The sequence below is a fragment of the Pseudomonas sp. MIL9 genome, assembly GCF_016887925.1.
Lineage (GTDB): Bacteria > Pseudomonadota > Gammaproteobacteria > Pseudomonadales > Pseudomonadaceae > Aquipseudomonas > Aquipseudomonas mohnii.
This window is the reverse complement of the sequence record NZ_JAFEHE010000021.1, coordinates 13,060-27,157: the sequence shown is the minus strand read 5'-3', so window position 1 is coordinate 27,157 and position 14,098 is coordinate 13,060. Positions and strand designations below refer to the sequence as shown.

The window sequence follows — 14,098 nt, the reverse complement described above, 5'->3', positions numbered from 1 at the left end:
AGCCTGCTCGCGATGGCCGTCAACGATAACGCTGGATTCCTGAAATCCCGCGGTGCTCTCAGGTTTTTCGCGAGCAGGCTCGCACCTACGACCAAATAACGAGAGCCCCCCCTGCCAACGGCGCATTCGTCTGGCGCGCGGGGCTCTCTAGTATCGGTTCATCGCCTGTTGGTTCGACAGGCATCGACCCAGACAGAGGCCCACCATGATCTACGCACAACCCGGAACACCAGGCTCAGTCGTATCCTTCAAACCACGCTATGGCAACTTCATCGGCGGCGAGTTCGTTGCGCCGGTCAATGGCGAGTACTTCACCAATACTTCGCCGGTCAACGGTGAAGTGATCGCCGAGTTCCCGCGCTCCAGCGCCGCCGACATCGACAAGGCCCTCGACGCGGCCCATGCCGCCGCCGACGCCTGGGGCAAGACCTCGGCCCAGGACCGCTCCCTGGTACTGTTGAAAATCGCCGATCGCATCGAGCAAAACCTGGAAATCCTCGCCGTCACCGAAACCTGGGACAACGGCAAGGCCGTGCGTGAAACCCTCAATGCCGACGTGCCGCTGGCCGCCGACCACTTCCGTTATTTCGCCGGTTGCATCCGCGCTCAGGAAGGCGGCGCCGCCGAGATCAACGAGCTGACCACCGCCTATCACTTCCACGAGCCATTGGGCGTGGTCGGGCAAATCATTCCGTGGAACTTTCCGCTGCTGATGGCGGCCTGGAAACTCGCCCCGGCCCTGGCTGCCGGCAACTGCATCGTGCTCAAGCCGGCCGAACAGACGCCGCTGTCGATCATGGTGTTTGCCGAACTGATCGCCGACCTGCTGCCGGCGGGCGTGCTGAACATCGTCCAGGGTTTCGGCCGTGAAGCCGGCGAGGCCCTGGCCACCAGCAAGCGCATCGCCAAGATCGCCTTCACCGGGTCGACTCCGATCGGCGCGCACATCATGCATTGCGCCGCCGAAAACATCATTCCAAGCACCGTGGAACTGGGCGGCAAGTCGCCGAACATCTTCTTCGAAGACATCATGAACGCCGAGCCTGCGTTCATCGAAAAAGCCGCCGAAGGCCTGGTACTGGCGTTCTTCAACCAGGGCGAAGTGTGCACCTGTCCTTCCCGGGCGCTGGTGCAGGAGTCGATCTACGAACCGTTCATGGCCGAAGTCATGAAGAAAATCGTCAAGATCAAGCGCGGCAATCCGCTGGACACCGAGACCATGGTCGGCGCCCAGGCGTCGGAGCAGCAATACGACAAGATCCTCTCGTACCTGACCATCGCCCAGGAGGAGGGTGCCGAACTGCTCACCGGTGGCGCGGCCGAACGTCTTGAGGGTGACTTGTCCAGCGGCTATTACATCCAGCCGACGCTGCTCAAGGGCACCAACAACATGCGCGTGTTCCAGGAAGAAATCTTCGGACCGGTGGTGGGTGTCACCACCTTCAAGGACGAAGCCGAAGCCCTGGCCATCGCCAACGACACCGAGTTCGGCCTCGGTGCCGGGCTCTGGACCCGCGACATCAACCGCGCTTACCGCATGGGCCGGGCGATCAAGGCCGGGCGTGTATGGACCAACTGCTACCACCTGTACCCGGCGCACGCCGCGTTCGGTGGCTATAAGAAATCCGGCGTCGGCCGGGAGAACCACAAGATGATGCTCGACCATTATCAGCAGACCAAAAACCTGCTGGTGAGCTACGACATCAATCCGTTGGGGTTCTTCTAACCTCGTAATAACACCACCGAAACCTGTGGGAGCGGGCTTGCCCGCGATGGGGCCGGCACATTCAACATCAATGTTGACTGTCCGACCGCTATCGCGGGCAAGCCCGCTCCCACAGGTCCGATGGTATTGCTGAAAATCTCGTCACCCCCCCCCTACCAAATCCCCCCCAAACCTCCTTCGAAAGTAGCATTCGGGCGTCCGGCGCCCCGTGCATTAATGGTTCTACCGGAATCGCCCGGCACAACAAGAGGATTGACCCATGTGGACTAAACCCGCGTTTACCGACCTGCGTATTGGCTTCGAAGTGACGATGTACTTCGCCAACCGTTGATGGTTCACCCGGCCAGCCAGGGTGTTGGCCGGGCCTGCCTTTAGGGAGCATTGCCCATGCACATCCGCGTTCTCGGTTCCGCCGCCGGTGGTGGTTTTCCGCAATGGAACTGCAACTGCCGGCAATGCGCCGGTATGCGCAATGGCAGCCTGCGCGCGCAACGGCGCACCCAGTCATCGATTGCCCTGAGCGACGACGGCGTGGCGTGGGTGCTGTGCAATGCTTCACCGGACATCCGTGCGCAACTCGAGAGTTTCGCGCCGTTGCAACCGGCCCGTCGCCTGCGCGACACCGCCATTGCCGGCGTGGTGCTGATGGACAGCCAGATCGACCATTGCGCCGGCCTGCTGAGCCTGCGTGAAGGCTGCCCCCATGACGTCTGGTGCACCGAACGGGTTCATCAGGACCTGAGCACGGGTTTCCCGTTGTTCAACATGCTTGCCCATTGGAACGGCGGGTTGCACTGGCAACCGCTTGGCCTGGATCGCCAGCCATTCAGCATCCCGGCCTGCGCGCATTTGCAGTTCCGGGCGATTCCCCTGGTGAGCAACGCGCCGCCGTATTCACCCAATCGCGGCAACCCGCAGCCAGGCGACACCATCGGCCTGTTCATTGAAGACCAGCGCAGCGGTGCGTCGCTGTTCTACGCGCCAGGCCTGGGGCAAATCGACGAAGAGGTGCTGGGCTGGATGCAGCGCGCCGATTGCCTGATGGTGGACGGCACCCTGTGGCGCGACGATGAAATGCGCGTGTGTGAAGTCGGCCAGAGCCTGGGCAGCGACATGGGGCATCTGTCGCAAAGCGGGCCCGGCGGCATGCTCGAAGTGCTGGAAGGCTTCCCCCGTCAGCGCAAGGTGCTGATCCATATCAACAACACCAATCCGATCCTCGATGAAGACTCGGCCGAACGGGCGCTGCTGGAGCGGCGGGGGATCGAAGTGGCGTATGACGGCATGAACATTGAGCTGTAGCCGACGGCCCCATCGTCGGAACGCCGCCCGGAGCAAGCCCGCTCCCACATTTGGAATGCGAACTCCTGTGGGAGCGGGCGTGCCCGCGATGGGGCCAGACCAGACACCGCAGGGCTTCCAGGAGAATCCGCAATGACCGACACCCCCATGACCCCCACCGAATTCGAACAAGCCCTGCGTGCCAAAGGCGCCTATTACCATATCCATCATCCGTTCCACCAAGCCATGTACGCCGGGCGTGCCACGCGTGAGCAGATCCAGGGCTGGGTCGCCAATCGCTTTTACTACCAGGTGAACATCCCGTTGAAGGATGCCGCAATCCTGGCCAACTGCCCGGACCGCGACGTGCGCCGGGAATGGCTGCAACGCATCATCGATCATGACGGCGCACCCGGCAGCGAGGGTGGCATCGAGGCCTGGTTGCGCCTGGGCGAGGCGGTGGGGCTTGAGCGTGAACGGATCCTGTCCCAGGAACTAGTGTTGCCCGGTGTGCGGTTTGCCGTGGACGCCTACGTCAATTTTGCCCGGCGTGCCTGCTGGCAGGAAGCGGCCAGCAGCTCGCTGACCGAGCTGTTCGCGCCACAGATCCATCAATCGCGGCTCGATGCCTGGCCCACCCATTACCCGTGGATCGACGTCGCCGGCTATGACTATTTCCGCACCCGGCTGAGCCAGGCCCGACGCGATGTCGAGCACGGTTTGCGCATCACCCTGGCGTATTACACCACCGCCGAGGCGCAGCGGCGCATGCTGGACATTCTCCAGTTCAAGCTCGACGTGCTGTGGAGCATGCTCGATGCCATGAGCATGGCCTATGAACTGGAGCGCCCGCCGTACCACACGGTGACCCGCGACAACGTCTGGCACCGGGGGATCGCTCTGTGAGCCCGATCCGTCGCGACCAGGCCCTGTCGTTGCGCCGGGGTTTTCGCCTGCAATGGGAACCCCGCCAGGACTGCCACGTGCTGCTGTACCCCGAAGGCATGATCAAGCTCAACGCCAGTGCCGGGCAGATCCTCGAACGGCTGGACGGCCAGCGCAGCGTGGCCACGATCATCGACCAATTGACCGCGAGTTTCCCCGGTGTGCCGGGGATCGACGAGGACGTGTTGGCGTTTCTGGAGGTGGCCCATGCACAGTTCTGGATCGAGTGAGGCGCTACCGGGGCCGCCGCTGTGGCTGCTGGCGGAGCTGACGTATCGCTGTCCCTTGCAATGCCCTTATTGCTCCAATCCTCTGGACTTCGCCGGGCAAGGCGAGGAGTTGAGCACTGAAGAATGGATTCGGGTGTTCCGCGAGGCGCGGGAAATGGGCGCCGCGCAATTGGGTTTTTCCGGTGGCGAGCCGCTGGTTCGCCAGGACCTGGCCGAGCTGATCAAGGCCGCCCGGGACATGGGGTACTACACCAACCTGATCACCTCGGGTATCGGCCTGACCGAGCAGAAAGTACGCGACTTCAAGGTCGCCGGGCTCGATCACATCCAGATCAGCTTCCAGGCCGCCGACGAAGCGGTGAACAACCTGCTCGCCGGTTCGCGCAAGGCCTTCGCGCAGAAACTGGCCATGGCCCGGGCGGTAAAAGCCCAGGGCTATCCGATGGTGCTGAACTTCGTCACCCATCGGCATAACATCGACCGCATCGAACAGATCATTGACCTGTGCCTGGAGCTGGAAGCGGATTTCGTCGAATTGGCCACGTGCCAGTTCTATGGCTGGGCCGAGCTCAACCGCGTCGGGCTGTTGCCGACGCGCGAGCAACTGCAGCGAGCCGAGCGCATCACCAACGAGTATCGCGAACGTCTCGAGGCCCAGGGGCACCCGTGCAAGTTGATCTTCGTCACCCCGGACTATTACGAAGAGCGACCCAAGACCTGCATGAACGGCTGGGCCAACCTGTTTCTCGACATCACCCCGGACGGTACGGCCTTGCCTTGTCACAGCGCCCGGCAGTTGCCGGTGCCGTTTCCCAACGTGCGCGAACACAGCATCGAGCACATCTGGAATCACTCGTTCGGCTTCAATCGTTTTCGCGGCGATGACTGGATGAAAGAGCCGTGCCGCTCCTGCGACGAGAAGCACAAGGACCTGGGCGGCTGTCGTTGTCAGGCCTTCATGCTCACCGGCGACGCCGCCAATGCCGACCCGGTGTGCAGCAAGTCGCCCCATCACGGGGTCATCCTCAAGGCGCGGGAGGAGGCCGAAGCGCCGGGGCTGGGGATGGAACACCTGACCTTGCGCAACGAAAAAGCGTCGCGGCTGATCTACCGCGGCTGATTGAACACACACACATCCCCTGTAGGAGCGAGCCTGCTCGCGATGGTGTATCAGTAAAAGGTGCGGCGACTGACACTCCATCGCGAGCAGGCTCGCTCCTGCAGGGGCATTGGTTGACGCGACAATCCAGGTACACAGCCAACCCCCATCAGGATCTGCAGTGAATCCGGCCATTGGTCTGATTGCATTCGCAGCTGGATGCTTTAGTGTGAGCGCTACCTTTCAAAACAATAAAAAACAGGCTTTCCAATGAGCCAGAGTCTCAGCCAGCTGCGTAAATTCGTTTCGCCTGAAATCATCTTTGGTGCCGGTTGCCGGCACAACGTCGGCAACTATGCCAAGACCTTTGGCGCCCGCAAGGTCCTGGTGGTCAGCGATCCCGGGGTGATTGCCGCCGGTTGGGTGGCCGATGTCGAGGCCAGCCTGCAAGCCCTGGGCATCGAATACTGCCTGTACAGCGCGGTGTCGCCCAACCCGCGTGTCGAAGAAGTGATGCTCGGTGCCGAGATGTACCGGGAAAATCACTGCGATGTGATCGTCGCCGTCGGCGGTGGCAGCCCGATGGATTGCGGCAAAGGCATCGGCATTGTCGTCGCCCACGGTCGCAGCATTCTCGAGTTCGAGGGCGTGGACACCATCCGCGTGCCCAGCCCGCCGCTGATCCTGATTCCGACCACCGCCGGCACGTCGGCGGATGTTTCGCAATTCGTGATCATTTCCAATCAGCAGGAGCGCATGAAGTTCTCCATCGTCAGCAAGGCCGTGGTGCCCGACGTTTCGCTGATCGACCCGGAAACCACCCTGAGCATGGACCCGTTCCTGTCGGCCTGTACCGGCATCGACGCGCTGGTGCATGCCATCGAAGCCTTCGTGTCCACCGGGAACGGGCCGTTGACCGATCCCCATGCGCTGGAAGCCATGCGCCTGATCAATGGCAACCTGGTGCAAATGATCGCCAACCCGACGGACATCGCGCTGCGCGAGAAAATCATGCTGGGCAGCATGCAGGCCGGGCTGGCCTTTTCCAATGCGATCCTCGGCGCGGTGCATGCCATGTCCCACAGCCTGGGCGGCTTTCTCGACCTGCCCCACGGCTTGTGCAACGCGGTGCTGGTGGAGCACGTGGTCGCTTTCAACTACAGCTCGGCGCCGGAACGTTTCAAGGTGATTGCCGAGACCTTTGGCATCGACTGCCGTGGCCTCAATCACCGGCAGATCTGCGGGCGACTGGTGGAACACCTGATCGCGCTGAAACACGCCATCGGTTTCCACGAAACCCTCGGGTTGCACGGGGTCAGTACTGCGGACATTCCGTTCCTGTCGCAACACGCGATGGACGATCCATGCATCCTGACCAACCCGCGCGAATCCAGTCAGCGTGATGTCGAGGTCGTGTATGGCGAAGCCCTCTGACGAGCAGCAACGGGCGCTGGCCGGGCTGCTGGGGTTAGGCAGCCATTCGGCGCGCAAGAGCCATTACCCCGAGTTGGCCGCGCGCCTGGACGAGCTGGAAGCCGAGCGCAACCGCTACAAATGGCTGTTCGAAAACGCGGTCCACGGGATTTTCCAGGCCAGCCTGCAAGACGGTATGCGCGCGGCCAACCCGGCACTGGCGCGCATGCTCGGTTATCAGGACCCGCAGGAAGTGCTGTTTTCCCTGACGGATCTGGCCAGCCACCTGTTTTCCGGTGGCGTGGCGGAGCTGCAAAGCATCGGTGAAGTCCTCAGGCAGCAACGCAGCCTGCACGGTTACGAAACCCGTTTGCGGCGCAAGGACGGCAGCCACCTCGATGTACTCATGAACCTGCTGCTCAAGCCCGATCAGGAAGGGCTGGTGGAAGGTTTTGTCGCCGACATCACCGAACGCAAACTGGCCCAGCAACGCCTGCAACAACTCAACGACGAACTGGAACAACGGGTCACTGCGCGCACCGATGAACTGCTGGAGGCCAACCGCAACCTGCAGCAGCAGATCGCCCAGCGTCAGCAGATCGCCCAGGCCTTGCGCGATGCCCGTGATGCCGCCGAGGCGGCCAATCGCAGCAAGGACAAATACCTCGCCGCCGCCAGTCACGATTTGCTGCAACCGTTGAACGCTGCGCGCTTGCTGATCTCGACCCTGCGCGAGCGCAAGCTGCCGGAGGTCGAGCAGGTGCTGGTCGAACGCACCCACCAGGCACTGGAAGGCGCCGAAGACCTGCTGACCGACTTGCTCGACATTTCCCGGCTCGATCAGTCGGCGGTCAAGCCCGACGTCGCCGTCTACCGCCTCGACGAACTGCTCGGGCCGCTGGTGTCGGAATTTCAGTCGGTCGCCGAGGCGGCGGGGTTGAATCTGCGTGTGCACATGGGCCATTACGCCGTCAGTACCGACTTGCGCCTGATGACGCGGATCCTGCGTAACTTCCTCAGCAATGCCTGCCGCTATACCGACGAAGGCTGCATCCTGCTGGGGGCCAGGCGCCGGGGTGAGATGCTGCGCCTGGAAGTCTGGGACACCGGGCGCGGCATCGCTGCGGATCGGCTCGATTCGATTTTCCTCGAGTTCAACCAGTTGGACGTCGGCCGCGCCGCCGACCGCAAGGGGGTGGGCCTGGGGCTGGCCATCGTCGAGCGCATCGCCAAGATCCTTGGCTACAAGATCGGTGTGCATTCGCTGCCGGGGCGCGGCTCGATGTTCAGCATCGATGTGCCGATTTGCGCCGAGATGCCGTTGCCCGTCAGCCTGGCCGCGCCGCAGCCGGGGACGGGCAATCCGCTGCCGGGCCGGCGTTTGCTGGTGCTGGACAATGAAGTGAGCATTCTGCAAAGCATGAGCGCGTTGCTCGGGCAGTGGGGCTGCGAAGTGGTCACCGCCACCGACGAAGCCTCGGCACTCTCGGCCTTGCGCGGCCAGGCACCGGAACTGATCCTGGCGGACTATCACCTCGATCACGCGGTGGTCGGTTGTGATGTGGTCCGGCATCTGCGCGAACATTTTCATCAGACCATCCCCGCCGTGATCATCACCGCCGACCGCACCGATCAGTGTCGGCGTGCGTTGCAACGCCTGGACGCGCCGTTGCTCAACAAACCGGTGAAACCCGGCAAGCTGCGTGCGGTGTTGAGTCAACTGCTGGGTTAGAGCGCTCGATAGTGCAGGGTGAAACCAAGTTCGGTGGACTGTCCCTGTTCGAGTAAACGCAAGCCTGGCCGACCGGGCAGGTGATGGGCGTTGACCGGGTGGCTGACCGGCTCGATGCAGAAAAAATCCAGGCCCACCGGGCAATAGAGCAGGTAGTAATCGCTGCCGCTGGCCTGGCACTCCAGTTCATAGCCCAGGTCCGGTTGCTGAATCAGGCAATGGCCGTCCCATTCGCAGAAGCCGTTGTCGACCAGCGTTTCCGGCAACGCCCCGGGGTGTTGGAAATCCCATTCGGCAGGCAGTTCGCCAAGCTGTGTCGGCAATTTTGTCGCGTCGCAAAACCACACCTGGCGCGCTGCCGCCTGCAATCGGGTGTTCGCGGTTCGCGGCAAGTACGGGTGCAATCCCAGGCCATGCCAGGCGGCGCGTTCGGCCAGGTGGGTGACGCTCAATTCGATGCTCAGCTTGCCTTCGCTCAAATGAAAACGCTGACGCGCGCGATAGGCGAAGGGCGTGCTGCTGTCGAGTTGCAGGACCACTTCATCCGCCGTCCGGGACACCACTTGCCATGCCTGCTGCCACGCACTGCCATGAATCGGCAGGGGATCGGTGAGGCTGTTGGGTGTCAGCGACTGCCAGCCATCCGGGCAATCGAAGCCGCCCTCGGCGATACGGTTTGACCAGGGCACCAACGGAAAGCAGCCGAGTTTGCCGGGCAGGCCGCTGTTCAGCGCGTGGGCGTCGGCATGGCGCAGCAAGGGCTGGCCAGTAGCGCGTACGGTCCAGTTGACGATGCTCCCGCCGAGCTCAGGGGCGAGGGTGAGGCGGGTGAATTGGTCTTCGAGTTCGAGGGTGGCTAACGTCATGGCCTTCTCTGCTGGTTGATGAGCTGTTGTGGCGAGGGCGCAAGCGCCCTCGCCACAAAGCGTTTTGCGAGTCTTGGTTACAACACCAGATGCGGCAACCACAGTGACAGCGCGGGAATGTAAGTCACGGCGATCAACACCAGGAACAGCACGCCGTAGAACGGCAACAGGGCTTTGACGGTTGATTCGATACTGACCTTGCCCACGGCCGACCCCACAAAGAGTACCGCGCCCACGGGCGGTGTGATCAAGCCGATGCCCAGGTTGACCAGCATGATCATGCCGAACTGCACCGGGTCCACGCCAATGCCGAGGATCACCGGCATCAGGATCGGCGTGAGGATCAGGATCAGCGGCGCCATGTCCATCACCGTGCCGAGCAACAGCAGCATGACGTTGATGCACATCAGGATCACGTAACGGTTGTCCGAGAGCGTGAGGAACATCGTGGTGATTTTCGCCGGGATCTGCATCAGCGTCATGATGTAGCCGAAGCTGGCGGCGAAGCCGATCAGGATCATCACGATCGAAATCGTCCGCACCGTGCGGTGCATCAGTTTCGGCAGTTCGCTCCACTTGTAGTCGCGGTAGATGAACATGGTCACGAAGAACGACCACAGCACCGCAATCGCCGCCGACTCGGTGGCGGTGAAAATCCCCGACAGAATGCCGCCCAGGATGATCACCATGGCCATCAGGCCCCACAGCGCTTCACCGCAGATCTTCAGCGCTTCGCGCATCGGAATGACTTCGCCCTTGGGGTAGTCACGCTTTTTGGCGAAGATCAGGCACAGCACCATCAGGCACGCGCTCATCAGCAGGCCGGGCACCACGCCGGCCATGAACAGCGAGGCAATCGACACGGTGCCGCCAGCGGCCAGCGAATAGAGCACCGAGTTGTGGCTCGGCGGGGTCAGCAGGGCTTGTACCGAACCGCTGACGGTGACCGCCGTGGCGAACTCCCGTGGATAACCGCGCCGCTCCATCTCAGGGATCAGCACCGAGCCGACCGAGGCGGTGTCGGCTACCGAAGAACCGGAAATCGCCCCGAAGAAGGTCGAGGCCATGATGTTGACCAGCGACAGACCGCCACGGACGAATCCCACCAGCACCCCGGCAAACGCCACCAGCCGTCGGGACATGCCGCCTTCGGCCATGATCGCGCCCGCCAGGACGAAGAACGGAATCGCCAGCAGGGAGAATTTGTTCACGCCACCGGCGACCTGAATCATCAATGCCTGGAACGGAATATCGATCCACCATGCGCCGATCAGGGCCGACAGCCCCAGGGCATAGGCGACCGGCATGCCGATCAGGATCAAGGCGATAAAGCTGCCCAGCAGAATCAATGCGTCCATTCAGGCAGCCCCTTCGTTTTCTTCAACCAGGTCGAAGCGCACGACCCGCCGGTTGCTCTGGTCACCGAGCAGGAGTTTTTCCAGCACAAAGACCAACGTCAGCAAACCGCCAATCGGGATCGGCATGTAAGTGATGCCGACGCGCAGGGTCGGCACGGCGCTCATGAACTGGTTCCAGGTCGACAGGCACAGCTTGGTCCCCCAGATCGCCATGAACAGGCTGATGGTCGCCATCAGCAGTTGCGCAAACACGCTCATGGCTTTGCGCAGGTTCGGTGGCAGGCGATCAGTGAGCATCGCCACCGCCATGTGGGAGCCGGAACGATAGCTGGCGGCGGCGCCAATGAAGGTGAACACCATCATCAGCAAAATGGCGCTGGGCTCCGGCCAACTGGAGCCGGTGCCAAGGACGTAGCGAGCAAACACGCCCCAGGGAATGATCAGGGCAATGGCCAGCACGGACAGGCCCGCGACCCAGATACAGGTCATGTAAATCCTGTCGTTGATGCGCAGCAGTAGATTCTTCATCGGGTTTCACCGTAACCGGGCGCGCACTGACAGACACCCGTGTCAGTGGCGCCGGGCCTTTCTTGAATGCAGGGAGGGATTACTGAACGGCTTCGATACGCTTGATCAGATCGGCATAGGGCGCGCCGTATTTCTCGCGGATCGAGGCGGTGGCCTCATAGAAAGGTTTTTTGTCGACGGTGATGAACTCGACGCCCGCCGCCTTGAGCTTCTCTTCGCTGCTGGCCGATTTGGCGTCCCACAGGACGCGTTCCTGTGCCTGCGCGGCCTTGGCGGTTTTCTTCACCAGTGCCTGTTGCTCGGGGCTCAGTTTTTCCCAGGTGATCTTCGACATCACGATCGGTTCTGGCAGGATCAGGTGCCCGGTCAGGCTGTAGAACCTGGCGTTCTGGTAGTGGTTGTGTTCGAGCAGGGTCGGCGGATTGTTTTCCGCGCCGTCGATCACCCCGGTCTGCAAGGCACTGAAGATTTCACCGGTGTCCATGGCAATGCCGTTACCGCCCATGGCATTGATGGTGTCGATGAACATCGGGTTGCCTTGCACGCGAATCTTCATGCCCTTGAGGTCTTCCAGGCTGCGCACCGGTTTCTTGGTGTAGATATTGCGCGTGCCGCCGTCCATCCAGGCCAGGGCGACCAGGCCGAATTCGGAGTCGGTGATTTTGTCGAGGATCGCGTCGCCGACTTCGCCGTCGATCACCTTGCGCATGTGCGCCTGGTCGCGGAACACGAACGGCATGTTGAACACGTTCACGTCCGGCACCACCGGCCCGACGATGCCGAGGCTGACCCGGGCCATCTGGATGGCGCCGACCTGGGCTTGTTCGATCACTTCCTTTTCCGAGCCGAGCACACCGCCGGCAAACATCTTGAAGGTCAGTTTGCCGTCGCTGTCGGCCACCAGGGTTTTACCCAGTTGTTCCTCGGCCACTACGGTCGGGTAGCCGGCAGGGTGGATGTCGGCGAATTTGATTTCCAGCGCATGGGCGGCGCTGCTGAGGGAGAAGGCGAGGGCTGCGGTGAAGGGGAGTGCAGCGGTGAGCAAGGTGCGTTTGAAGTCCATTGGGGGTGTCTCCTGTTTTATTGTTTTTGTGTTCAAGGCACAGCGTTGCAGCACGAGCAGTTGCGGTCAGACGTTGAAAAGTGGCTCCGGCAAACCCTTGACGCCGGGGTTGAGGGCGAACACGCCACCGGCCAGGGACTGTTCGTCGTGGTCGTCTGCGGGGCGGATCGAAGTGACGAACAAGGTGTCCAGGCGGCTGCCACCGAAGGCACACATGCTCGGTTTTTTCACCGGTACGGCGAGGGAACGGTCCAGGCGTCCGTCCGGGGTAAAGCGGTGAATCAGCCCGGCGTCGTTGGCACAGATCCAGTAGCCACCCTCGGCATCGACCGCGGCGCCATCGGGGCGCCCGGCGTAGTGATTCATGTCGACAAACAGCCGGCGATTGCTCGGCGTGCCGCTGTCGATGTCGTAGTCGAAGGCCCAGATCTGCTGGACGGCGGGATGGGAGTCGGACAGGTACATGGTGCGACCGTCCGGACTGAAGCCCAGGCCGTTGGGCACGATGAAGCCGTTCAGCCGGGCGTCGAGCGGTCCGCATTGTCCCGCGCCATAGCGGTAGAGCCGGCCCTCGGCGGCGTTGGCGCCCATGTCGAGCACCATGCTGCCGGCCCAGAACCGCCCCTGACGGTCACAGCGACCATCGTTGAGGCGCATGTCGGGGCGGCTGTGATCGATGCCGGCCAGGGGCTCGCTGTCGAGGCTGCCGTCGTTGTGCGGGCGTAGCTGGAAGAAGCCGCTCTCCATGCCGGCGACCCAGCCGCCGTCAGGGTGACGGGCGATGCACGCGAGCATTTCCGGGGTTTTCCACGCCGACACATGGCCGGTGTCGGCGCTCCAGCGTTGCAGGCCGCCGGCCGGGATATCGACCCAGTACAGGGCGTTTTCTTCACCGACCCATACCGGGCATTCACCCACCGCGTTGCGGGCATCGACAATCAATTCAGCTGGCATGGCAACTCATTCCCTTGGTTTTTGTTGTGGGGATCAAGCGGTAAGCACTGACGGTTCAGTCGCCGAACGGGCCGGCCACGCAGAAGGCGCCACCCTGGTAGACCCGCGTCGGATCATCGGCGGCTGGCATCGGCAGGGCTTCGACCTTTTCTCGGAACACTTCGGAGCTGTCATTCGGTACATAGCCCAGGACCGTGGCGTAACGGTTGTCCCACCAGACGTTCTTGTTGTCGGATGCGCCATAGACCACGGTGTGGCCGACATTCGGCGTGTACAACGCCCGTTCGAGCAGTTGGGTCAGGTCGCCGAAGCTCAGCCAGGTGCTCATCATCCGGCGGTTTTGCGGTTCCGGGAACGAGGAGCCAATGCGCACGCTGACGGTCTCGATGCCATAGCGATCGAAGTAGAAAGTGGCCATGTCTTCACCGTAGGACTTGGACAAGCCGTAGTAACTGTCCGGGCGGCGAGGGGAGTGGGCGTCGATGACTTCGTCTTGCTTGTAGAAGCCGATCACGTGGTTGGAGCTGGCGAAGATCACGCGCTTCACGCCGTGACGGCGCGCGGCTTCGTAGATGTGAAAGACGCCGCAGATGTTGGCGCCGAGGATCTCTTCGAACGAGCGCTCGGTGGACACACCGCCAAAGTGCAGGATCGCGTCGACGCCTTCGACCAGTTGATGCACGGCTTGCTTGTCGGCCAGATCGCACGGCACGACTTCTTCACGGTCGTCGATGGCCGGCGCGATGTCGGCGATGTCCGACAGGCGAATGACATTGGCGTAGGGGCGCAGGCTTTCGCGAAGGACCTTGCCCAGGCCACCGGCGGCACCGGTCAGCAGCAGGCGATTGAAAGGGGCGCGGGCAGTGGGAGTGGTGGTCATGGAGAGTCCTGGACAAGCAATGG

The 14,098-nt window shown here is 62.4% G+C and carries 14 protein-coding genes; 8 read left to right on the top strand and 6 right to left on the bottom strand.

Translation table 11 applies throughout. The features are described from left to right. Positions 1-205: 205 nt before the first annotated feature. The 8 genes from JQF37_RS21885 (at position 206) to JQF37_RS21850 (ending at position 8,426) form a co-directional block, all read left to right on the top strand. The gene (locus JQF37_RS21885) at positions 206-1,726 is read left to right on the top strand and encodes an aldehyde dehydrogenase family protein (protein WP_130208668.1); all 1,521 of its coding nucleotides are present in this window, start codon (positions 206-208) and stop codon (positions 1,724-1,726) included. Positions 1,727-1,985: 259 nt separating this feature from the next. Continuing rightward, the gene (gene pqqA, locus JQF37_RS21880) at positions 1,986-2,057 is read left to right on the top strand and encodes a pyrroloquinoline quinone precursor peptide PqqA (protein WP_003253598.1); all 72 of its coding nucleotides are present in this window, start codon (positions 1,986-1,988) and stop codon (positions 2,055-2,057) included. 56 nt (positions 2,058-2,113) lie between these two features. Further along, entirely contained in the window at positions 2,114-3,028 is a 915-nt protein-coding gene (gene pqqB / locus JQF37_RS21875; RefSeq protein WP_130211323.1) for a pyrroloquinoline quinone biosynthesis protein PqqB, read from the top strand. A 132-nt stretch (positions 3,029-3,160) separates the two neighbouring features. Beyond that, entirely contained in the window at positions 3,161-3,913 is a 753-nt protein-coding gene (gene pqqC / locus JQF37_RS21870; RefSeq protein WP_130211322.1) for a pyrroloquinoline-quinone synthase PqqC, read from the top strand. Beyond that, positions 3,910-4,182, top strand: coding sequence for a pyrroloquinoline quinone biosynthesis peptide chaperone PqqD (gene pqqD / locus JQF37_RS21865; RefSeq protein ID WP_130211321.1), 273 nt, complete (start codon positions 3,910-3,912; stop codon positions 4,180-4,182). The genes pqqC and pqqD overlap by 4 nt, the downstream gene beginning before the upstream one ends. Further along, the gene (pqqE, locus tag JQF37_RS21860) at positions 4,160-5,302 is read left to right on the top strand and encodes a pyrroloquinoline quinone biosynthesis protein PqqE (protein ID WP_130211320.1); all 1,143 of its coding nucleotides are present in this window, start codon (positions 4,160-4,162) and stop codon (positions 5,300-5,302) included. The genes pqqD and pqqE overlap by 23 nt, the downstream gene beginning before the upstream one ends. A gap of 249 nt (positions 5,303-5,551) precedes the next feature. After that, a complete protein-coding gene (gene ercA / locus JQF37_RS21855; RefSeq protein ID WP_103404289.1) occupies positions 5,552-6,715 on the top strand; it encodes an alcohol dehydrogenase-like regulatory protein ErcA in 1,164 nt (387 codons plus the stop codon). Further along, entirely contained in the window at positions 6,699-8,426 is a 1,728-nt protein-coding gene (locus JQF37_RS21850; protein ID WP_130211319.1) for a NahK/ErcS family hybrid sensor histidine kinase/response regulator, read from the top strand. Before ercA ends, JQF37_RS21850 begins: the two co-directional genes overlap by 17 nt. Here the strand turns inward: JQF37_RS21850 and JQF37_RS21845 are convergent. The 6 genes from JQF37_RS21845 to JQF37_RS21820 form a co-directional block, all read right to left on the bottom strand. After that, complete coding sequence (locus tag JQF37_RS21845; protein ID WP_130211318.1) at positions 8,423-9,292, bottom strand: aldose 1-epimerase; 870 nt, start codon at positions 9,290-9,292, stop codon at positions 8,423-8,425. The two genes, JQF37_RS21850 and JQF37_RS21845, sit on opposite strands and share 4 nt — an antisense overlap. Before the next feature lie 77 nt (positions 9,293-9,369). Beyond that, the gene (locus tag JQF37_RS21840; protein ID WP_090468847.1) at positions 9,370-10,650 is read right to left on the bottom strand and encodes a TRAP transporter large permease; all 1,281 of its coding nucleotides are present in this window, start codon (positions 10,648-10,650) and stop codon (positions 9,370-9,372) included. Continuing rightward, positions 10,651-11,178, bottom strand: a complete 528-nt coding sequence (locus tag JQF37_RS21835) for a TRAP transporter small permease (RefSeq protein WP_130211317.1) — start codon at positions 11,176-11,178, stop codon at positions 10,651-10,653. It lies immediately after the preceding gene. Between the two features lie 79 nt (positions 11,179-11,257). Then, complete coding sequence (locus tag JQF37_RS21830; RefSeq protein ID WP_130211316.1) at positions 11,258-12,241, bottom strand: TRAP transporter substrate-binding protein; 984 nt, start codon at positions 12,239-12,241, stop codon at positions 11,258-11,260. A 66-nt stretch (positions 12,242-12,307) separates the two neighbouring features. After that, positions 12,308-13,195, bottom strand: coding sequence for an SMP-30/gluconolactonase/LRE family protein (locus JQF37_RS21825; RefSeq protein WP_130211315.1), 888 nt, complete (start codon positions 13,193-13,195; stop codon positions 12,308-12,310). A gap of 55 nt (positions 13,196-13,250) precedes the next feature. Beyond that, a complete protein-coding gene (locus JQF37_RS21820; protein WP_130211314.1) occupies positions 13,251-14,075 on the bottom strand; it encodes an NAD(P)-dependent oxidoreductase in 825 nt (274 codons plus the stop codon). Between the last annotated feature and the right edge of the window lie 23 nt (positions 14,076-14,098).